General features: G+C 40.7%; 23 protein-coding genes and 1 pseudogene. 12 read left to right on the forward strand and 12 right to left on the reverse strand.

The features are described from left to right. Position 1: 1 nt before the first annotated feature. Positions 2-355 carry a YxeA family protein gene (locus AC2YHV_RS05625; RefSeq protein WP_098187133.1) on the forward strand — a complete coding sequence of 118 codons (354 nt, stop codon included), beginning with the start codon at positions 2-4 and terminating at the stop codon, positions 353-355. Between the two features lie 55 nt (positions 356-410). Here the strand turns inward: AC2YHV_RS05625 and AC2YHV_RS05630 are convergent, their stop codons facing one another. Together AC2YHV_RS05630 and AC2YHV_RS05635 are read right to left on the reverse strand one after the other, a co-directional pair. Further along, positions 411-1799, reverse strand: a complete 1389-nt coding sequence (locus tag AC2YHV_RS05630) for a sensor histidine kinase (protein WP_487372778.1) — start codon at positions 1797-1799, stop codon at positions 411-413. Beyond that, positions 1796-2506 (reverse strand): response regulator transcription factor, encoded by a 711-nt coding sequence (locus AC2YHV_RS05635; protein ID WP_063577367.1) that lies wholly within the window; start codon positions 2504-2506, stop codon positions 1796-1798. Before AC2YHV_RS05635 ends, AC2YHV_RS05630 begins: the two co-directional genes overlap by 4 nt. 351 nt (positions 2507-2857) lie before the next feature. Between AC2YHV_RS05635 and AC2YHV_RS05640 the strand changes: the two genes are divergently transcribed. Beyond that, positions 2858-4033: an MFS transporter gene (locus AC2YHV_RS05640; protein ID WP_063577366.1), complete on the forward strand. Its 1176-nt coding sequence runs from the start codon at positions 2858-2860 to the stop codon at positions 4031-4033. A 74-nt stretch (positions 4034-4107) separates the two neighbouring features. Here the strand turns inward: AC2YHV_RS05640 and AC2YHV_RS05645 are convergent, their stop codons facing one another. From AC2YHV_RS05645 to AC2YHV_RS05670, 6 genes are all read right to left on the reverse strand, one after another. After that, positions 4108-4845 carry an amino acid ABC transporter ATP-binding protein gene (locus AC2YHV_RS05645; protein WP_063577365.1) on the reverse strand — a complete coding sequence of 246 codons (738 nt, stop codon included), beginning with the start codon at positions 4843-4845 and terminating at the stop codon, positions 4108-4110. 29 nt (positions 4846-4874) lie between these two features. Further along, complete coding sequence (locus AC2YHV_RS05650) at positions 4875-5579, reverse strand: amino acid ABC transporter permease (RefSeq protein WP_187050782.1); 705 nt, start codon at positions 5577-5579, stop codon at positions 4875-4877. Beyond that, complete coding sequence (locus tag AC2YHV_RS05655) at positions 5563-6387, reverse strand: amino acid ABC transporter substrate-binding protein (RefSeq protein ID WP_369316020.1); 825 nt, start codon at positions 6385-6387, stop codon at positions 5563-5565. The genes AC2YHV_RS05650 and AC2YHV_RS05655 overlap by 17 nt, the downstream gene beginning before the upstream one ends. Positions 6388-6666: 279 nt before the next feature. Next, complete coding sequence (locus AC2YHV_RS05660; RefSeq protein ID WP_487372779.1) at positions 6667-8238, reverse strand: S-layer protein; 1572 nt, start codon at positions 8236-8238, stop codon at positions 6667-6669. A 238-nt stretch (positions 8239-8476) separates the two neighbouring features. After that, a complete protein-coding gene (locus tag AC2YHV_RS05665) occupies positions 8477-9061 on the reverse strand; it encodes a YjgB family protein (protein ID WP_487372780.1) in 585 nt (194 codons plus the stop codon). Between the two features lie 3 nt (positions 9062-9064). Next, the gene (locus AC2YHV_RS05670; protein WP_487372781.1) at positions 9065-9388 is read right to left on the reverse strand and encodes a hypothetical protein; all 324 of its coding nucleotides are present in this window, start codon (positions 9386-9388) and stop codon (positions 9065-9067) included. A gap of 360 nt (positions 9389-9748) precedes the next feature. On the opposite strand from AC2YHV_RS05670, the gene AC2YHV_RS05675 reads away from it, so the two are divergent. Then, complete coding sequence (locus AC2YHV_RS05675; RefSeq protein ID WP_487372782.1) at positions 9749-9931, forward strand: hypothetical protein; 183 nt, start codon at positions 9749-9751, stop codon at positions 9929-9931. Here the strand turns inward: AC2YHV_RS05675 and AC2YHV_RS05680 are convergent, their stop codons facing one another. Both AC2YHV_RS05680 and AC2YHV_RS05685 read right to left on the reverse strand, forming a co-directional pair. Further along, positions 9932-10402 (reverse strand): DinB family protein, encoded by a 471-nt coding sequence (locus AC2YHV_RS05680; RefSeq protein ID WP_487372783.1) that lies wholly within the window; start codon positions 10400-10402, stop codon positions 9932-9934. 356 nt (positions 10403-10758) lie between these two features. Then, positions 10759-11172: a GNAT family N-acetyltransferase gene (locus tag AC2YHV_RS05685; protein ID WP_048687239.1), complete on the reverse strand. Its 414-nt coding sequence runs from the start codon at positions 11170-11172 to the stop codon at positions 10759-10761. A 174-nt stretch (positions 11173-11346) separates the two neighbouring features. Between AC2YHV_RS05685 and AC2YHV_RS05690 the strand changes: the two genes are divergently transcribed. The 5 genes and pseudogenes from AC2YHV_RS05690 (at position 11347) to AC2YHV_RS05710 (ending at position 14583) form a co-directional block, all read left to right on the forward strand. After that, entirely contained in the window at positions 11347-11520 is a 174-nt protein-coding gene (locus AC2YHV_RS05690) for a hypothetical protein (RefSeq protein ID WP_251541364.1), read from the forward strand. 192 nt (positions 11521-11712) lie between these two features. Then, positions 11713-12105 (forward strand): annotated as a pseudogene (locus tag AC2YHV_RS05695) (DUF1731 domain-containing protein); the annotation flags it as partial. 62 nt (positions 12106-12167) lie between these two features. After that, positions 12168-13361 carry an LL-diaminopimelate aminotransferase gene (locus AC2YHV_RS05700; RefSeq protein WP_487372784.1) on the forward strand — a complete coding sequence of 398 codons (1194 nt, stop codon included), beginning with the start codon at positions 12168-12170 and terminating at the stop codon, positions 13359-13361. 282 nt (positions 13362-13643) lie between these two features. Next, entirely contained in the window at positions 13644-13916 is a 273-nt protein-coding gene (locus AC2YHV_RS05705; RefSeq protein WP_063577356.1) for a phage holin, read from the forward strand. A 187-nt stretch (positions 13917-14103) separates the two neighbouring features. Then, positions 14104-14583: a C40 family peptidase gene (locus AC2YHV_RS05710; protein ID WP_034305456.1), complete on the forward strand. Its 480-nt coding sequence runs from the start codon at positions 14104-14106 to the stop codon at positions 14581-14583. Between the two features lie 87 nt (positions 14584-14670). Here AC2YHV_RS05710 and AC2YHV_RS05715 read toward each other — a convergent pair whose 3' ends face one another. Both AC2YHV_RS05715 and AC2YHV_RS05720 read right to left on the reverse strand, forming a co-directional pair. Further along, positions 14671-15207, reverse strand: a complete 537-nt coding sequence (locus AC2YHV_RS05715) for a GDYXXLXY domain-containing protein (protein ID WP_487372785.1) — start codon at positions 15205-15207, stop codon at positions 14671-14673. Further along, positions 15200-16258: a DUF2157 domain-containing protein gene (locus AC2YHV_RS05720; protein WP_487372786.1), complete on the reverse strand. Its 1059-nt coding sequence runs from the start codon at positions 16256-16258 to the stop codon at positions 15200-15202. The genes AC2YHV_RS05715 and AC2YHV_RS05720 overlap by 8 nt, the downstream gene beginning before the upstream one ends. A gap of 232 nt (positions 16259-16490) precedes the next feature. On the opposite strand from AC2YHV_RS05720, the gene AC2YHV_RS05725 reads away from it, so the two are divergent. From AC2YHV_RS05725 to AC2YHV_RS05740, 4 genes are all read left to right on the forward strand, one after another. Next, positions 16491-16811, forward strand: coding sequence for a PadR family transcriptional regulator (locus AC2YHV_RS05725; RefSeq protein WP_034305446.1), 321 nt, complete (start codon positions 16491-16493; stop codon positions 16809-16811). Further along, positions 16808-17362, forward strand: coding sequence for a DUF1700 domain-containing protein (locus AC2YHV_RS05730; RefSeq protein WP_063577354.1), 555 nt, complete (start codon positions 16808-16810; stop codon positions 17360-17362). The genes AC2YHV_RS05725 and AC2YHV_RS05730 overlap by 4 nt, the downstream gene beginning before the upstream one ends. Then, complete coding sequence (locus tag AC2YHV_RS05735) at positions 17355-18149, forward strand: DUF4097 family beta strand repeat-containing protein (protein WP_328144641.1); 795 nt, start codon at positions 17355-17357, stop codon at positions 18147-18149. Before AC2YHV_RS05730 ends, AC2YHV_RS05735 begins: the two co-directional genes overlap by 8 nt. A 463-nt stretch (positions 18150-18612) precedes the next feature. Further along, positions 18613-19809 carry an MFS transporter gene (locus tag AC2YHV_RS05740; protein WP_487372787.1) on the forward strand — a complete coding sequence of 399 codons (1197 nt, stop codon included), beginning with the start codon at positions 18613-18615 and terminating at the stop codon, positions 19807-19809. The last annotated feature ends 98 nt before the right edge of the window (positions 19810-19907 follow it).

Raw genomic sequence — 19907 nt, forward strand, 5'->3', positions numbered from 1 at the left:
AATGAAGAAATTTTTTATGGCAGTTGGCATATTGTTCATACTTGGAGCGGCAGGAGTATTAGCACTTACTAAAATTGACTTTAATCGCATGAATACCGATAATTATTATTTGCAAATTACAGAGGATGGGGTGCAGCATGAAACCAAACTGGATGATGGTTCAGTGATGACTTCCTATTCTTATAAGCTTGACGCCAAAAATGCAGATGGTGAAACGATACCGCTTGAATTCACGGCACAAAAAAATCTTCGAAAAGATGCTTACTTAAAGATGTACGTGAAAAATGGTGATGAAGTTTCGTCATATGATGAAGTGAAATTTGAGGATATTCCAAAAAAGGCACAACCAAAATAAATAGGAAAGAAGGGCTGTCTGTTATGGACAGCCCTTTCTCTGTAGGAAAAATAAATTATATAAGTATCGTGATGGTTGTTCCCTTATTTTCAATGCTAGTCAAATCCAGTTTACCTTTATGAGCCAGGATAATGTCCCTTGCAATGGCCATTCCTAAGCCGGTACCATGTTTACTGGCAGTATTCGTACCTCGATAGTACCGTTCAAAAACCTGATCCAAATCTTTGGAGGGAATTCCGCGGCCATTATCGGCAATGGTAATCTGGGTATGATGTTCTGATTGTAGATGAATATCATCAACTTGTATTTTCACGACGACATTTTCATCATTATGTACGAGCGCATTGTAGATAAAGTTAAAAATTGCCCGTTTCAGTAAATTTTTATCGACTTTATGCATTGCTTTATCCACATTTGCCTCAAATTCGACCTGTCGATCACCATATTGTGAATCATTTAAGAGCTCTATCGTCATTTCTCTTATAAACCCAACGATATCAACATCTTCAAATTGCAAAGGAAGTCGTTGGTTGCGTAAACGCATCGTTAAATTGAGATCATCCAACAGATTTTTCATATATACGGACTGTCTATTAATAATGGATGTAAACTCATACAATTCTTGTGGTGTTAATTCAGTGGCATTGTCTTTCATCAATTCTGTATAACCATGGATGGATGCAAGTGGTGTCTTCATGTCATGAGAAACATTGCTAATCCATTCCTCACGCATTTGGTCGAGTTGATCACGTTCTTTTTCATACTGATCTAACTTTACCGATAGTTCATTCATATTGTGAAATACATCTTCATAGACGCCTTTTGGTATACTCATCTTTTTAAAACGTCTTTCACGAAGCTGCTGAATTCCCTCTATTAAAGTGTTAAGTGGTGTCGTTAATCTTTTACCAAATAATAGTCCAATGACTAGGGCAATAATGATATCCACCGTTAAAAAAAGTAAAAGTATGATGTTGAAGTACTTTAAAATGTGAACATAATTATAGGACAGTACATATCGGCCTATTCCTCGATCTTTAACCCCTACAAAATAGCTGAAATCATGAGCTTCGCCGGCAAAAACAGTCGTCTCTGCATCAATTTCTTTATACTTATACATTTGGACGATTTCAATTGGAGAATATACGGTTTGCAATTTTTGAGGTGTGTAATAGGCTGCTACTTGTTCACCCTTATCATTCAAAAATTGTATCCATGCGTTCGTGTTCCGCAGTTTTTCCAGTCCTTCTTCATTTACCTTTGGTTTGTCATCTATTAGTTCAACATATTGTGAAAAAGATCGGCTAAAGTTTTCCGCAGATTCCTCTTCCGTGTCGAAATGAACAAAGAGTAAGCATAAAAGTAAAATTGTATTTACGATTCCTACGATTACAACAATTGTCACAACGGATCCTAAAAAGCGCCGTGTCAATTTCCACTTCATCTTGTTTCACCCTTGGTCTGTAATTTATAACCAAGCCCTTTAACGGTTATTAGAAAAGATGGCTTTGAAGGATCTGCTTCGATTTTTTCGCGTAAACGGCGAATATGGACCATCACTGTATTATCAGAGCCAAAGAAATCATCGCCCCACACATGTTCAAACAAAGTTTCCTTGCTCAAGATCTGATTCGGATGATGCATAAAACAGCTCATCAGACCGATTTCTTTAGCTGTCAGCTCAAGGGTTTTGCCATCCTTTTTCACTTCATTTTCATTTGAACTAAGCTCAAATGGACCAATTTGCAATCTTTTCGGTGAGGTTTTTTCCTCTGTATAGCCCGCCCGCCTAAGCTGCGCCTTTACTCGATAGGCAACTTCTTTCGGACTGAATGGTTTGGTAATATAATCATCCCCGCCAATCGCCAACCCCAAAAGCTTATCAATTTCCTCATCCTTTGCCGACAAAAATAAAATCGGCACATTCGACACTTCACGAATTTGCTTGCATAAGTCATAGCCTTCACCATCTGGCAGCATGATATCCAGCAAGACTAGTGATGGATCGAACTTCTGAAACTTTGCCCACCCATCCGCAATCGTCCCCGCCGTAATAATATTGGGGATACCTTCTTTATGTAAAACTGTCTCCATGAGACGTGCCAAATCTTCTTCATCGTCAATAATTAAAATCCACTGATCATTAGACATTCTTCTACCTCCCAAACATCAATCATACCCTACAGTATAGAGTACCCCTTAAGAAAAAATAAGGGGAGGAAAAGATTTTTAACGAACTCATGCCATTGATTTCACGAAACACAGTGAAAATAACGAAGTGCCATTACAGGAGAAATGCCTGTAGAGTTGAGGATATTTATGCCTGGTTCTTATTTATTTAAGGGAGTTTCCGAAAGAAGGTCGTGCTTCATACTGATTTGGTAAAGGTTGTATGATAAACTGTTTAAAGAATTGCTAGGAAGATTATGCTAAGTAATGGGATTTTCGGAATTCGTTCCAATGTACGTAGCGAATGTGGAAGAATAAAAGGAGAAATATATAATGGAAACAAAAAAGGTGTTACCCGTACTTTTTTTAGTGATGTTTTTAGTCATGGTCGGATTTGGGATCATCATTCCCGTCATTCCGTTCCTTGCTGAAAAGGTTGGTGGCAGTCCTACAGAGCTAGGCCTTTTAATGGCTGTTTATTCACTGATGCAATTATTTTTTGCCCCGATATGGGGACGTATATCTGACCGGATAGGGCGTAAGCCTGTCATGATTATCGGGATTGCTGGACTGGCCCTTTCGTTTTTCATCCAGGCTTCGGCAGATTCCTTATGGGTATTATTTGCAGCCAGAATCATTGGCGGGATTTTGTCATCGGCAAACATGCCAACCGCAATGGCTTATGTGGCTGACATCACGACGCCGGAAGATCGGGGAAAAGGGATGGGAATCATCGGGGCCGCCACAGGGCTTGGATTCATCTTTGGACCGGCGATTGGCGGGGTATTCTCCAAATCAAGTTTGAACTTGCCGTTTTACATTGCTGGAATATCCTCTTTGATTACTTTATTCTTAGTGATTGCAATACTGAAGGAATCACATACAGTAGAGAAGAGGGCCCAACAGTCAAAAAATAAAGAGTCCATGTGGAAAGCCTTTAGAGGGCCTCTTAAAACCATGTTCTTTTTGCAAATGATCGTCACCCTTTCAATGGCAGGACTAGAAACGACTTTCGCCTATTTTGCAGCCAAAAAGGCTGATATAAGTCTTGTGCAATTAGGCTATATCTTTATGATCATGGGGTTTGGAAGTGCGATCGTTCAAGGTGGATTAGTGGGCAGGATGACAAAGAAATATGGGGAAGGCGCGGTCATACGAATGGGAATCATCGTCTCGGGAGTCGGTTTCATTCTCATCTTGTTTTCTTCCGGGTTCTGGACATCGGCGGTCTTCCTGACGATTTTCGGAGTGGGTAATGGGTTCATCCGGCCTGCCATTTCAGCCCTCCTTACCAAAAGTTCCATGTCGGGCCATGGCAGTGTCACGGGATTGCTATCTTCCTTCGACTCGTTCGGCAGGATTGCCGGTCCTCCGATTGGCGGTTGGTTATTTTCGATTTCGATTGATTTACCATTTATATCGGGTGCCATCCTTTCCGTTTTTGCTTTGATTCTTTTTCAGTTATACCATGCACGGACACAGACTAAACAGGTCCAAGCATCTCATTGATATAATGATGGGCAAAACCCCCCATTTCTAAAAGTGGGGGGTTTTGCGAGCGGTGCTTGAATAGCACCGTTTTTTTATTGAATCATATTGAGGAATTTTCGTGTGCGCGCTTCTTTAGGGTTTGTGAAAATCTGCTCGGGTGTTCCCCGCTCCATTATTTTTCCTTCATCCATGAAAATGACTTCATCGGCGACTTCGCGGGCGAAACGCATTTCATGGGTTACCACGATCATTGTCATGCCTTCATCTTTCGCCAGGTCTTTCATGACCTGCAGGACGTCTCCCACTAGTTCGGGATCCAAAGCGGAAGTGGGTTCATCGAATAGCATCACCTTAGGCTCCATGGCCAGGGCCCTTGCAATTCCGACCCGTTGCTGCTGACCGCCGGACAATTGAAACGGATAAAAATCGATTTTTTCCCCTAAGCCCACCTTTGTAAGCAGGGCAGCCGCCGTTTCTTTCGCTTGATGTTTGGCTATGTTTTTTACAATGATGGGGCCTTCCATTACATTTTCCAAAGCTGTTTTGTGGGGGAAGAGGTTATAGCTTTGGAAAACCATCCCTGTCAAACTGCGAAAAGATGTAATCGAATTTTTTCTAACGGGTTTTTTGAAGTCCATTACCGTTTCATTGATTTCAATCGTCCCGTCCGTGGGCACCTCAAGGAGATTCAAACACCGAAGAAAGGTTGTTTTACCTGAACCGGAAGGACCGATCAATACAATGACTTTGCCTTGCTCCACTTCCAAATCGATGCCCTTTAATACTTCAAGGTCACCAAACGATTTATGAAGATTCTTAATGTTGATCATTTTAAAATCTCCTTTAACTACTGCGGTTCTTATTTTGCTACATAACGATTAAGTCTCTCCTCTAAACTTCCTTGAATGAAAGATAGAATCGTACACAAAATCCAATATAAAGCAGCTGCTTCCATGTAAAGTAGTAAAAATTCATAGTTTTTTGCAGCGATTTCCTGGGCTTTACGGAATAATTCCGTTACAAGAATGAGTGACGCAAGCGATGTATCTTTTAAAAGGCTAATGAACGTGTTGGATAATGGGGGAACGGATACCCGTGCTGCTTGCGGCAAGACGATCCGCTTTAAAGCTTGGGTATATGACATCCCGATCGAATAGCCCGCTTCCCATTGCCCTTTTGGTATCGATAAAATGGCCGCTCGTATAATTTCCGAGGCGTATGCTCCAACACTTAGTGAGAATCCGATTATAGCCGATATGAAAGGATCGATGGTTACACCTAAATTTGGAAGTCCATAGAAAATGATAAATAATTGCACAAGTAATGGTGTCCCGCGGATGATCGACACATATACTCGCGCAATTATTTGAAGAATCCTCATGGAAGATAATCTAGCCAATGCTGTGAGTACAGCAAGAATAAGGCCGAGAACAAATGAAATTAGTGTTAGTGGAATCGTATATTGAATAGCTCCCTCTATCATTGGATAGAGGGAGGTTTGAGCGATGGAAACAAGCTGGTTCATACGCTCGGGGTCGGTGAAAATATTACTTAGGAGAAACATCTTCACCAAACCATTTATCCGAGATTTTCGCGTACGTGCCGTCGTCTTTCATTGCTTTAAGTGCTTTGTTTACTTCTTCCACTAATTTGCCGCTGTCTTTTCTGAACATTAAACCACTTGCAACTCCGGTTTCTTCCTCATCAGCCACTTTGATAGGTGCATCCGGGTGTTGCTTTTTATAATCAAGGTAAGATAATTTGTCATTGATCGTCGCATCTACACGTTTAGAACCAATAAGCTGTACGGATTGAGAAAATCCTTCAATGCCTGTAACTTCAGCACCATGAGATTTGGCTAGATCATTGTAATTACTCGTTAAAGATTGTGCAGAGGTCTTGCCTTTCAAATCATCGAAGGATTTAATATCCGAATTATCTTTGTGTACAAGCAATACGGCCCCTGATTGAATATATGGGTCAGAGAAATCATATTTCTTTTGACGGTCTTCATCGATGCCCACTTGGTTTGCGATCATATCAAAACGTTTAGCATCCAAGCCTGCAAACATGCCGTCCCATTGTGTTTCCTTGAATTCAGCTTTCACTCCAAGGCGTTTTGCCACTTCTTTAGCAATTTCAACATCAAACCCCGTTAGTTTATCTGAATCATCGTGGAATGTGAAAGGAGGATATGTACCTTCAGTTCCAACAGTTAATACGCCATCTTTTTTGACTTTATCATAAAGACTTTCTTGTGATGAAGATTTATTGTCGGTATCGTTTGCCTCATTTTTGGTATTGGTACCACAAGCGGTTAGTACGACCGTGAAAGCTAACAATAGCGATAAAAGTGCAACCATTTTTTTCATTTGGGTAAACCTCCTAGTAATCTGATAGGGATTGATACTCTGTGATACTATACAAGAAAAGGAAAAAAGTCAATGAAAATAACTTACATCATTAGTGTTAATGAAACTTGGTGAATTATACGGATTTTCATGCAAGGAAGTGAAAAAAACGAAAGGGAAGGGAAGTGTACATTAAAATTCTAAGGGGTCAAAAAGCCCTCTTCCGCTAATTGGGAGAGGGGCTTTTTGAAGCCGTCCAGAACTATTGCAGTATTCTTTTTAACTTAGTGTTTACCATGATTATTTATCCTCTACGCTGACGAATATAGGGTTTGAATAAAACCAAAGGTCTTTATAGTTACGATTGTTTATTTCTGAAAAACGCGTTTCGTTATCCTCGATTTCAGTCTTTTTATCGATCAGCGGTTCACCGTCCATCGTTTCTCCAGAGACATTTTCCCCTAGATTCGTGCCGCGCAAACGGAAATATTGATCCTTCTCGGCTTTGACTTTGTAAGTGATGGCATGAAAACCATCGCGATCGGTTTTCCAGTCTTTACTTGTAAAGCGTTTAACCACTTTTGTCGTATCATTGGTGGCTTTATTATAAGCAGGTGTGCCAGGCTCTGCTTTCCCGGTTACTTCACCGGAAATCAGATCCACGTGATCTACCTTGACGGGGTCCCCGTTATTGTTCTTTTCGGGGCTCTTAAATCGGACGGTGATCTTGACCATCTGTCCTTCCTTCACTTTAAGGTCCCCGCCCATATCCACCGTATTGTTTCCGTTTTTAGCTTGGAATTCAAGGGCATCGATCAAATCACCAAAAACGGAGAAGGATTTTCCGGATCGCATGCCATCAAGGACAGATTTTATTGATGAGCCATTTACCCATGTATAATTCTTGGAATATTCTCCTGGCCAGTAACCGCTTGAGTATAGGCGGTTTTCACTGATTACAAAATGGGAGTCCGAATTGGAAAAATTCCAGAACTTGCGACCTTCCCCAAGTAGCGCATCCCATGCACCTCCTACCTTAGCAAGCATGTAATCGGACCCGCCATAGGTCCGGTTTTCCGGTGTTGTCAGATTTAAACCGCCTCTGTCCGGCTCCATCTGGTTACCTGGCATACCTTCAAATCCGAACATGACATCCGGGGCGATATTGTTGAAGTCGCGAAAATCAGATATGCTGTACACCCTCTTTCTTGATGGATGGTTCAATATGGCATAACTTGTATTCCTATAATTTTTTTCGAGCCATGCCAATGCCGTTCGGGCATCCTCGGATGTTTTATTGGCTCTTTGATCCTGTGACTTCCAAATGAGTACATCCTTAGGATCAAACATCTTTTCATCCTGGTTGGTGAACAGATATTCGAACTGATTGCCAGCTTTCAGACTTTTAGGCGAGCCCGGCTGATCTCCCAAAATGCCTATGCCGACATGCTCGTATGTGGGCATGTCCCATTCGAAGCCTGAAAAGATGACTTTATTTTTAAATTTGCCCTCTTTTTGCAGTTGTTTTATTTTTGGGGCTTGATATTGAATGATTCCCTGAGACAACGGTATCGGCCCTCCTGGAATCAAATTACCTTCATCATCCCTTGAAGACATCCTCAAGTGATCGGAAATTCCCATCCAATCCATGCCAAAATTATCAAATGCGTTATTCAGCAAGCTTTCAAGGCTCTGTGATCCCTCGGCATCATCGGACTGAGTGGTATGGGCATGATATTCCCCCTTCATCCATCTGCCTCCTGGATTTGTCTGATTGTCTTCTGCATCTTTTGCTGAAATCGCCGGAAGACCCTGAAAAAGGATGGCCAGGCTTAGAACCGATACTGTGAAAGTCCTGAACTTATTAATCATTTTACTGACACCCTCCATATATTGAAATAATATTGAACAAGCTAATTTTATTGTAAAAATATTAAGAATCCGTTTGGAGTGAGTATGGTTTATGTAAATGAATGAAATGATTGCTTCAATTATATGCTTTGGTGCAGTGACAGCGGTTGGAAGTTGAAGGGGAAGGGGGTAAGCAAAAAAAGGCTGTAGAGAAAATTTTCTTTCTCTACAGCCTGCGACACCTATTTTATCGTACATATTATTTAGCTTCGAGTAGATTGATATGATCTACAGTTTGATTTTCACCGACAATGAATTGCAGTTCATAATTCCCTGTCTTGTAAATGTAGTTGATTTCATTCGTACTGGAAATATGGCGAATTTCGTCAGCACTGCCGAGTTGATTTCCTAATACTTTAGGTGTGATGCTTCCTAGATTATGGTCCCGTTCCACATTTGTCCCGAAATATCGGATTTGTGAGATGGTCTTGTCAGCGTTATAGGCAAATGCAAAACCTGGATGCCCCATTTCTGCATGGTAATAGTCAAAAGTTTCATCTGTGTTACCTGGTTCTGGGGGAGAACCAAATGTCTCATATACTTCTTTTTGGGTGTTTTCATCAATTTTCAAACCCATGGCTGTATAAGGCATTTCACCTGAAAAAGCTTTGTTGTAGATTTCATGTAAGGTGGTAAGAGCGTGATCCTTAGCTATGGCAGAAGCGGAATCCATTGTGGATGCAGCCTCAACAGGTTCTGTTGAAAACGATGCACCTGCCCCTAAAAGAGAACCGGTCAGAATAAAGGCGCTGACCATTCTGGCCGCCGGTTTTTTTGATAACATTTCTTATCCCTCCTCTATCATTACTTTTCCACAATTTTCTTGCATGAAACATTTTCTTGAAGATAATTGGATTGTTTGATCATGGTGGAGCATCAGGGGATTTATAAGCTGCATCTGCGGCAACAGTTGATTTAAAGTAAACATATCAAGTTGATCTCTAGAATCATGCTTAGCAAGCATCCTCATCACCACAAGTTTAAATACTTCCATTAAAAACAATAAAGAGTGCCTGAAGCGAAAATCAACGTCCAAATCGTACAAGCAAAAAAAACTGCAGGCCATGCAGACCGGTCCCCGCAGCTTGTAGGCAGAAAACATATCTTTCATCAAATCAACCCTCAACTCCCGGGTATGGTTTCTAACTAAATGCTAATACAAAGTTGATTGGTGCGGAAGGTACGAGACTCCTGCGGGAAAAGCGTGTCTGGGGAACCCCGCAGGCTTAAGCCGAGGAGGCTCCCCGACCGCCCGCGGAAAGCGAGTGCCTGAAGCGGAAATCAACATCCAAATCGTACAAGCAAAAAAAACTGCAGTCCATGCAGACCGGTCCCCGCAGCTTGTAGGCGGAAAACATATCTTTCATCAAATGATGTTCTCAAACCAACCTTCAACTCCCGGGTATGTTTCTAACTAAATGCTAATACAAAGTTGATTGGTGCGGAAGGTACGAGAATCTGCGGGAAAAGCGTGTCTGGGGGAGACCCCGCAGGCTTAAGCCGGGGGCCCACCGCCCGCGGAAAGCGAGTGCTTGAAGCGGAAATCAACGTCCAAATCGTACAAGCAAAAAAAACTGCAGACAAACACGATTTTCATCGAGTTGCCTACAGTGTGGTGCTTCAGGATGATGAAACACCTTTGAAAATGATTTGATTAATCCCAAACGCTTATTCTAGGGACTCCAGCAGTTCTTAAATAGTCCAATAATTGACCAGTATGTACAGACTCATGATAAGCGATTCTTAGCAACATGTCTCCTAAATCCCTGATATATCCAACATCAGAGCGATCAATTTTAATAGTGGATAAGTCGTCTTCGCTGAAGGACATGATTGTTTCCAAAAAATCACGCCTGTATGGTTCAGTAAAGTTTAATTCCGCTTCCACGGAGATAAGCGGCTGTTTTTCATATGGTGATTCATAAACTGGTAAGCTGCCTTGATTTTTAATGGATAAATGATAATAATGCTCACTATCAAGGACATGTCTAACCATTTCTAAACAGCTCATTGCCTTGTCGTCCGGTTTCCAATGAAGTATGCCTTTAGGTATTGAAGTCCATAGTTTAATGTTTCTTCTTCTAACCTCTTCCAGATTTAAGATGATTAGTTCTATCGATTTCATTATATCTCCCCTTTTAGAAGGTATACACCCACTATACAGGAATGGGTTTATTTTGAAAATACAGAAAATTTAATAGAATTACCTTGAATATATGAAATGTTGTAGAAAAAAGAAGCATCGGAGAGTGAAGTAAGATTATAAGTAAGGTTGAAGAGACTACAGGGAAAATGCCTATGAATCCGTGTAGAATTTACAGGCTTTCCTTCCCTAGTTATTCATTGCATGGAGGAACAAGGAATTCCCGCTTATTTGTATTGGTATCAGGAATGAAATTCCAGTTAATAGGGGGGGGAACAGAATGTATTTTGATCGATCTTTCTTCTTATTTACGCTATATAAGCTTCAAGAGAACCTTCTTAAATCAGTGATTGAATTAGAATGTCATCATGATAAATAAAAATCGGTTTAAAACCAAGGGCTCTAAACTTTTGCAATGCCTCATGGTTATTTTTGTTCACGAAACCGGACACTACAAGGATTCCTTTATTTCTCACATATTCTACTAATTCGGGTAAAAGGGCTTGCAGAATTCCCTTTCCTCTATATTTTTTGTCAATGACTACATAATTAATATGAGCCACTTTATATAAATAAAGATTATAACAAATGAATCCCACTACTTTACCTTTATCATTACAAATCACAAGTACCTTGTGTGACTTTTGCAGAATTTCATTCACTTTATCGGAAGAAACTCGAAAATTTTTTACGGTGATATCCGTTAATTTCTTTATATCCTTTTTAGGTTTCCAGTCTCGAAAAAAATACATCATAACTTCTCCTTTATCTCTATTAGATATAACAGTTATTCACTAGACATATATAGCTGGTACATGTAAATACATAACACGGAATCCCTTTAGATCAGTCCAAAGGGATTCCATGTTAATCTCAAAAAAGCAACCTTCTAATTTTCAAATTCTTTGACAGAAGTGGGTTGCTTGATGGAAGTAGGTTCCTTAATTGAAGTACCTCTATTATTGTTTAATAAATTTTGTAAGACTCTTCTCAAGGCAGACCTAAGGCTGCTATTGCCAGTTCCGGAATTACCAGTTCCAGAATTAACAGCTCTTCTTAGCTTTTTGTTTGACACTGAAATCATCCCCTTTGTTTTATAAATTTCCACATTACTAATTTATGTGTAATTTTCCCTTTTGCTTGGACAAGTTCACCAATTATTGCACAGCGGCAGGAGTTGCTACCATTTAATGTAATAACATGGTGTGATATATGTGAATTACTTCACATATAAGGCGCTCGTTATTATTCATACTATTAACTCATAAACGAAAGTGGTTGGTTATATGCGAGATGGGGGAGTGATGACCCCATATAGGAATTTGGTTAAATTCGGACTGGGAGGCCATAAAGGATCAGGAAATCAGAAATTCAGTTGGATACATATAGAAGATTGTCCATTTTCTAAGAAAGAATCAGGAGCTGAGCGGGGTGTTCAACTGTTCATCGCTGCATCCAGTTACAAATCGTGAATTGATGGCTCATTTGAGAAAGCTCATGAATATTCGGATAGGACTCCCTGTCCAACTCCCATTCTTGAAATGGGGACTTTCTTTATGGGGACCGAAACGGAATTGATATTAAAAAGCTGGTGGGTCATACCTGAGAGATTGGAAAAGGCGGGGTATGCATTTAAATTCGATGATCTTGATGAGGCTCTCGAACAGATACGGATGAAGTCTTAAAATACTCGTGAAAGATTGCTATAATGATAGATAGAAAATCATTAATGGAGGGGAATCGCAGAATGAATATGACTCCATCTGAAAAAGTCGGAAGATTCACAACAGGAATATTTTCAGAGTTGGCGGCCCGCAAGCAGGATGCAATGAAACGGGGGCTGGATGTTATCGATTTGAGTGTAGGAAGTCCGGATTTACCCCCGCCTGATTTTGTAGTGGATACGCTTGTGAAGTATGCGCAGGATCTCAATTCTTACGGGTATACGTTAAAAGGTACGCCTGAATTCCATGAGGCAGTCCGGTATTTTTATCGGATGCGTTATGGAGTGGAGCTGGATGCAGAAAGGGAAGTCCTCCAACTGATGGGGTCACAGGATGGCCTTGCACACTTGGCAACGGCGATGATAAACCCTGGAGATTATGTGCTGGTGCCAGATCCGGGATATCCAATTTATGAAGCGAGTGTGGAACTTGCCGGCGGAATCATTCATCCGATGCCGCTTACTGCCGAAAATGGATTCCTGCCGCAGCTCAACGAAATTCCGGATGAAATACTGAAAAAGACGAAAATGATGATCATCAGTTATCCAGGAAATCCTGTCACGGCCCTTGCTGATGAGACTTTCTTTTCGGACGTTATATCGTTTGCGAAAAAGAATGAAATAATGGTGGTTCACGATTTTGCTTATTCGGAATTGATTTTTGATGATCATCCGCAAATTAGTTTTATGTCCATTCCTGGTGCCAAGGAAGTGGGGATTGAATTTAACTCACTTTCCAAAACTTTTAATATGGCCGGCTGTCGCATTGGGTATGCAGTGGGCAATCAAGAGGCGCTGAACATCCTGGGAACGCTGAAATCACACATCGATTATGGGGTTTTTTATCCTATTCAAAAAGCTGCCGAAATGGCGCTAACTTCCAATCTTTCGCTGCTATCCGAACAGGTTAAGGAATACCAGTCCCGACGTGATGCCTTGATTTCAGGTCTTGCGGAAGGGGGATGGCATGTACCGAAAACATCAGCTACGATGTTTATTTGGGCCCAAATTCCTGCTGGCTGGAAATCACGGGATTTTGCCTATGCATTGATTGAAAAAGCAGGGGTAACGGTCGTTCCAGGCGATGCTTTTGGGAAGCAGGGTGAAGGGTATGTCCGGATGGCCTTGGTCCAGCCGGCCGAGAGATTGACTGAAGCTGCCGAACGGATCGGAGTGTTTTTGCAGGAAAAAATGGAGTGTGAAAAATCTAGCATTTAATGTATTCAGATTTTAAGAACGTTCGATCACGAGCACACCGGGGAGTATATAGAGCTCGAGGAAGCTGTTACTTACTTGTTAAAGTGTGGCGCTCTCTAGTGTTTTTAAGAACTACTTTGAAGGTCCATCCTCTGATGGGCTTTTTTTATGTTTATGGGAAACTAGCGTGATAGATTATGAATGGAATTTCCGAACGTAAGAAGGACAAGCCGCATAAAATATAGCAGGTCCGCGACAATCTTCCATGAAGCGGACTTAATAGGATAGAGAGGGGGAAAAGCAATGATCAACTGGAAAGTGCGTCTTAAGAACCCTACGTTTATATTCACTGTACTCCTTCCTGGGCTTTTAATATTGGCGCAGATGGTTGCCGCGTTCATAAACAATTTCATTACTCCTATAGGCTTTACCATTACTGATGATGCATTGAACGGCGCTTTAGGCATCATTAACTTCATAGCGCTTACATTCTTTGGGGTCGGCGGTGTGGTCGATCATACAACTAAAGGTTTAAGTGACAGTGAAAATGCACGACAATACAAGGAACCTAAGTAATGGACACTATTCTTTCAGTTACTGAAAAGTAGAGTATACCAGATAGCACCGTATTAGCTAGACAACGGCGTTATCTGGTTATTTTTTTTTGCAGGGATGACGATCGCCGAAAATGATTTGGTCTAAAAACTGAAATGTAACATACATTTAAAATTGTGGTTCATTTTCAGTTTGGGGAGGAAAAAGGATGAGTTATCGTTTACCAGTTTCAAAATGGTTTGCAGCCATAGTTTTAGTAGGGGCATTATTGACGGCATTCATATTCAGTCCGGCTAATGCTTCAGCCTCTATCAATTATGGTGATGAAGTTGCCGCTTTGGCAAAGAAGCAGGTGGGAAGCAAATATAAATATGGGGGAACGACCCCTAAAGGGTTTGATGCTAGCGGTCTTACCCAATATGTATATAAAAATGCCGCCACAGAAATGAAGATTCCAAGAACGAGTGCGGACCAGTATAAAACCGGAAAGGCCGTGAAGCAAAAAGATTTGAAAGCGGGCGATTTGGTCTTCTATGCGACAGGTAAGAAAGGGCAGGTCTCTTTTGTAGGAATCTATTATGGAAATGGCACATTTGTCGGGACCACCACCAAAGGGGTCAAAGTGGTCAAAATGAGTGATGAATATTGGAAAGAAAAATATATAGGGGCAAAACGGGTCATTAAGTAACAATCTGAATTCACATGATAATAGTCCAGAAAACAAAAGAGCATCGAAAAACCGATGCTCTTTTTGCTAGTCATATCCGGGGGCCATTCATTCAATGATGATATCGGTTAAAACAACATGGCCATTACGAACTTTTACGACGGCCACTGAAGGATTGGCCAATGCTTCCTTCTCCATTTCCTTTGCCTTTTCTTCGGATGCGAAATAATTGTCCAGACCGTATCTGATCTGAATGGTTTTAGCATTTTGCAGGTCATAAGGGACTTCCAGTTCCCCTTTTAGGTACACGCCTTCGCTGGGTTTTTCTTTCGTTACGTAATCGACAACATATAGTCCATCCTTATTTTGTTTTAAACGTACATATACCTTTTTATAATCACCCATATTCCTTATATTGAACTCGGTTTTAATCGAGTCATCGACTTGCGACGGCTTTACTGATTCAATTTCGTATTTCAAAGCCACATAGCTTCCCCTAAACAAATCAGTCGGGTCGACCGGGGCTGTTTTGATTTTGATTACATCTCCTGTCATTGTTGTCCAGACCGGGGGAACTGCCAAGATTAACAAAATCAAGACTGGAATGGAAAATACGATGAGTGGCCGGAATGATGGATTACTCATTGAGTTCCCCTCCTTTTTTTCGTTGGTTTTCAAAGAAGAAGCCAAAACCGATGAGCATGATTCCACCGATGATGAATGTAAGCGATTTTGGCAGGAAGTCAAAGGAGTAGATGTAATATCTGAAAATCAGTGCACATATTATTACGATGCTGGTCAAACTGCCTTTTAGAATCAGATAAAGCAGAAAAACGAAATAAGCTATAGGAAACCAGATTGAGAAATCAAAGGTAAGGAAGAGTGCGGTTAAACCATGTAAGATATGCCCTTGTATGTGTGTGATGTTTTGTAATTTGGATCTTACCGGAATATAGGCAAGCACGATACCCAGTACAAACAAGATGGAAAGGACAATCGTATTCGAATTTTCAAACCCTAGTTTCGGCACGAATTCCATAAGAAATAAGGCAATTGTATTGATGGCTAAAGCGTTAATGAAAAAGGTCAGATAATTAGGGTAATCGAATTTCTTTAACAGAATGTATAAAGCCGGTAGAAACACAAGAATGGCAAGCGGATAAGATGTTTCATCAACGAATATACTTCCATTCAAATAAATGAAAAGCAGGAAAGATGTAAAAAGGAGGATGAAAACATCCTTCAAATAGTATCCAATGAATACCGTTCCAATCGCCCATAATAAAAAGGAATTGTTGAAATTGATGCTAATGTTAAACATCTGCTCGACTAGAAATATCCCTGCACCAAAGATCAGGATACCTGCATAATGCAGACTTCGTGACGTTTTGGGAAAGCGTGCCTGCACCTTCACGCCAGCAAAGTTCACTCCGATTAGGCATGCAATGATAAGCAGGAATTTAACCGCTTTACTTAAATAGATCCAGTTGCTGGCTACGAAGGTCAATACGCCTAAACCTAAAAGAAGTGCCCCAATGGATAATAGAATCGTGATGAAGTTCAAATTGCCTTTTACATCATAGGAACCTAACATCCTCACTTTCTCTTGCCGGGAGATGACTCCTTCCTTTTCAAGGTAATTAAATTCATGTTCAAGAAAATCGAATTGCTTCTTTGTTATTGCTTTGTTGGCCAAAGTAACTCCTCCTTCCACATTTTACTATTATACATCGTATTCTCTTGCGGCTTTGAATATAATGCTAATTTTCTTCTACCCTTATTAGAATGCGTGTAAGACATAAAAATATTTATAGTACCTTGCAATGAACAGTACCATGTGGTAAATTATTTACATAAGATGTATTGTTCGGTGTTCAGTACTGTTTATTAAACTATACTGAAAAACTTTTGGAAGGAGTGAAGGTGCTATGAATGTACAATTTAAGAAAGGTGTCCTGGAACTGTGTGTTCTGGTGTTACTGGATAAGCAGGATCGCTATGGGTATGAACTTGTACAGAAGATTTCGGATCAAATTGAAATATCGGAAGGGTCGGTATATCCACTTTTAAGACGATTGACGAAGGAAGAGTATTTTACGACATATTTGCAAGAATCAACAGAAGGGCCTCCGCGCAAATATTATACATTAACCGAAAAAGGACGGAGATACCTTCAAGAACTGCTGATGGAATGGAATGAATTTTCCAATGGGGTCAACCAATTAATCAAGGAAGGTGTGAACCAATGAATAAAGAACAATTTTTAAAACAATTGAATGCCTCTTTAACCAGACTTTCCTTAGAGGAACGGGAAGATATCCTTCAAGATTACGAAGAGTATTTCGAAATTGGAATGGAAGAAGGGAAGTCAGAGCAGGAAATCTCCAAATCCCTTGGGAATCCTAAACAGATCTCCAAGGAACTGATGGCAACCTATCATCTTGGTCAGGTTGAACAAACGACTTCTGCAGGTAATGTTATGCGGGCAGTTTGGGCAGTCATTGGTCTGGGGTTCTTTAATTTAGTGATCGTTTTGGGACCATTTATAGCCTTGATCGGAGTTGTCATTGCAGGGTGGGTTTCGGCGATAGGGTTCATTCTTGCTCCGCTTGGCGCTCTGTTTAACCTTGTGTTAGGTAACTTTCAATTATTCGATCTTTTCTTCGCATTGGGACTATGCGGGATTGGCATTTTCATTGCCATGGGAATGTTTGTCGCTACGAGTGCTTTAACTAAAGGATTCATTCGCTATTTAAAATTTAACGCTTCCCTTGTGAAAGGCGGTTTGAAAAATGATTAATGTAAAAAAATTATCGATCATTGCACTTGTATTGTTATTGATCGGGGTAATAGGAAGTCTGTTTACGTTTTCCCAAATGACGAATAAGGAAACGACTACAGAGGAAAAAACGATTTCGGAAATCGTGACGGACATTCAGATCGACGCTGACAATGCAGCTGTAGAGATCGTGCCAACGAAGGATAAGGAGACCAGGATAGAGTTGGTTTCAAAAGGGATGGATGTTTCCAAGTTGGATTTCACTGCAGATGTGGAAGGGAAGAAGCTTTCGGTACAATTAAAGGATCGACGTACGTTTAGCTTTGGTTTTCATATTCAATCCTTACATTTAAAGGTGTATGTGCCTGATGAATCTTATAAATCCTTTGTCGCCGAATCCGATAATGGAAAATTGCAAATATCAGGATTGAAAAGTGAAAATCTAAATGTGAAATCTCAAAATGGCCGGGTAGAATTAAATGATATAATAACCGAAAAAGTTGAAGTGAAATCTGCTAATGGAAAAGTAGAGCTTAATAATGTGGAGGGAAAACTAGTTGGTTCATCGAATAACGGTAAAATCACATTAGTCACAAAAGACTTGGATAGGGAGATCGAACTCGAAAGTAATAATGGTAAAATCATGATCAAAACGGAGAATGAACCGACGAATACAACTTTCGATGTTCATGTTGACAATGGGAGAGTGGATATCCTTGGTAAGTATGAGGGTGATACTGTCATTGGCAAAGGTGAAAATCTAGTTAAATTGGAAACGAATAATGGGAAAATCGAGATAACGAAATAGTCGTGAAGCATGAAAAGCCGATCCAATTGGGATCGGCTTTTTTCAGTTATGCATCCCCTTTTCTTAAGGAGATAAGGAAAAACATTTAAAGTTTTTCCTTTTAGATGTTTTTGGAATTTAATAAGATAGGGTGTAGAACCATTCTTCACTTGCAGAATGGTTGTTTCAGGGGATGTTTTATGAAAATTTGAATGTAAGGAAAATCCATTATGCTGGAGGGATGCGTTTCAGCTAAGAGCCGTTACGGATGAATAGATGCAATGGTTTAATGCATTACAGCATGGAGAATCTAAATTATTGGTTTGCATACGGAAGGTAAGTGGGAATGTTAAAGGGGGAGCCCTATGTCATATTGGGCTTTTATTTATATATATATATTTAGGTACACGAAATAAATCATTCGCTTATTTTAACCAATTTTAGTAAACTGGCAATGACTATTATAATTAGAAGGTGAAGGAATATGAGGGAAACCTTAGTGGATGAACGGGTAAGAGGGGCTGATAAAATCTGGACACGTGATTTCATCATGATCTGTTTGGCAAATATGTGCATCTTCATGGGTTTTCAAATGACGATGCCGACCCTCCCGTTGTTTGTGGAACAGCTTGGCGGTGATGATCGTCTTGTGGGGGCTGTCCTTGGCATCTTCACTTTTTCGGCCTTGCTTGTCCGGCCAATTGCCGGAAGATTATTGGAGACGAAAGGAAGGCGCATCGTTTTTCTTGCTGGGTTAGCCATTTTTGCATTGTCAGTGGGTTCCTTCGGTTTCATGGGGAGCATCGGCTTGTTATTCATGATGCGGATTGTACAGGGCGTCGGCTGGGGATTTTCTTCAACGGCTTCAGGAACGATTGCTTCCGATATAATCCCTACGAAACGGCGGGGTGAGGGGATGGGGTATTACGGATTATCGGGTAACTTAGCACTGGCATTCGGGCCATCATTGGGTCTTTTCCTAGTTACGGTACTTCCGTTCCAAGAGTTGTTTTTAATCTGCTCTTTATTAGGATTGCTTGCCATCATTGCAGCATCACTTATTCGGTATCAAAAAGTGGAAAGTGATCCTTCGGCAGCTGTCAGAGCCAAAAGGTTCGATATTTATGAAAAAAGTGCCCTTCAGCCATCTTTGCTCATTTTCTTCATCTCCGTTACATTTGGTGGAATTGCAACCTTCCTTCCTCTGTATACAGCGGAAAAAGGTGTAGATGGAATTCAGTGGTACTTTTTAGTATATGCAATGGCCCTTATGGTCACGAGATTATTCGCGGGCCGACTATATGACAAAAGGGGACATCGAGCCGTATTCGTGCCTTCAACGGTACTCATCATGGCTGGAATGCTGCTGCTTGCATGGATGCCGAGTGAAGCAGTACTTTACATTGCGGCAGTGCTTTATGGATTTGGATTCGGTTCTGTTCAGCCGGCGCTGCAGGCATGGTCGATTGAAAAGACGGCACCCAATCGGAAGGCGATGGCGAATGCCACATACTTTTCATTTTTCGATCTTGGCGTGGGCATAGGTGCCATCGTGTTCGGGCAGATTGGCTTCCTCTTCGGATATAGGAGCATCTATATCACGGCGGCTGCCTCGATTTTCATTTCGATGATCGTTTATTTATTCATCATCAGGAGCGAGGATAAAGGAAAATCAATATAAGGATGTTGAATGGCTTCAATGGAAGTCATTCTTTTTTTTTTTGAGTCAACAGGAACACCCTTTGTGTATTATCCTAAATATTTTAAAAATGGAAAAAC

Source organism: Peribacillus sp. SRI_006, assembly GCF_057586375.1.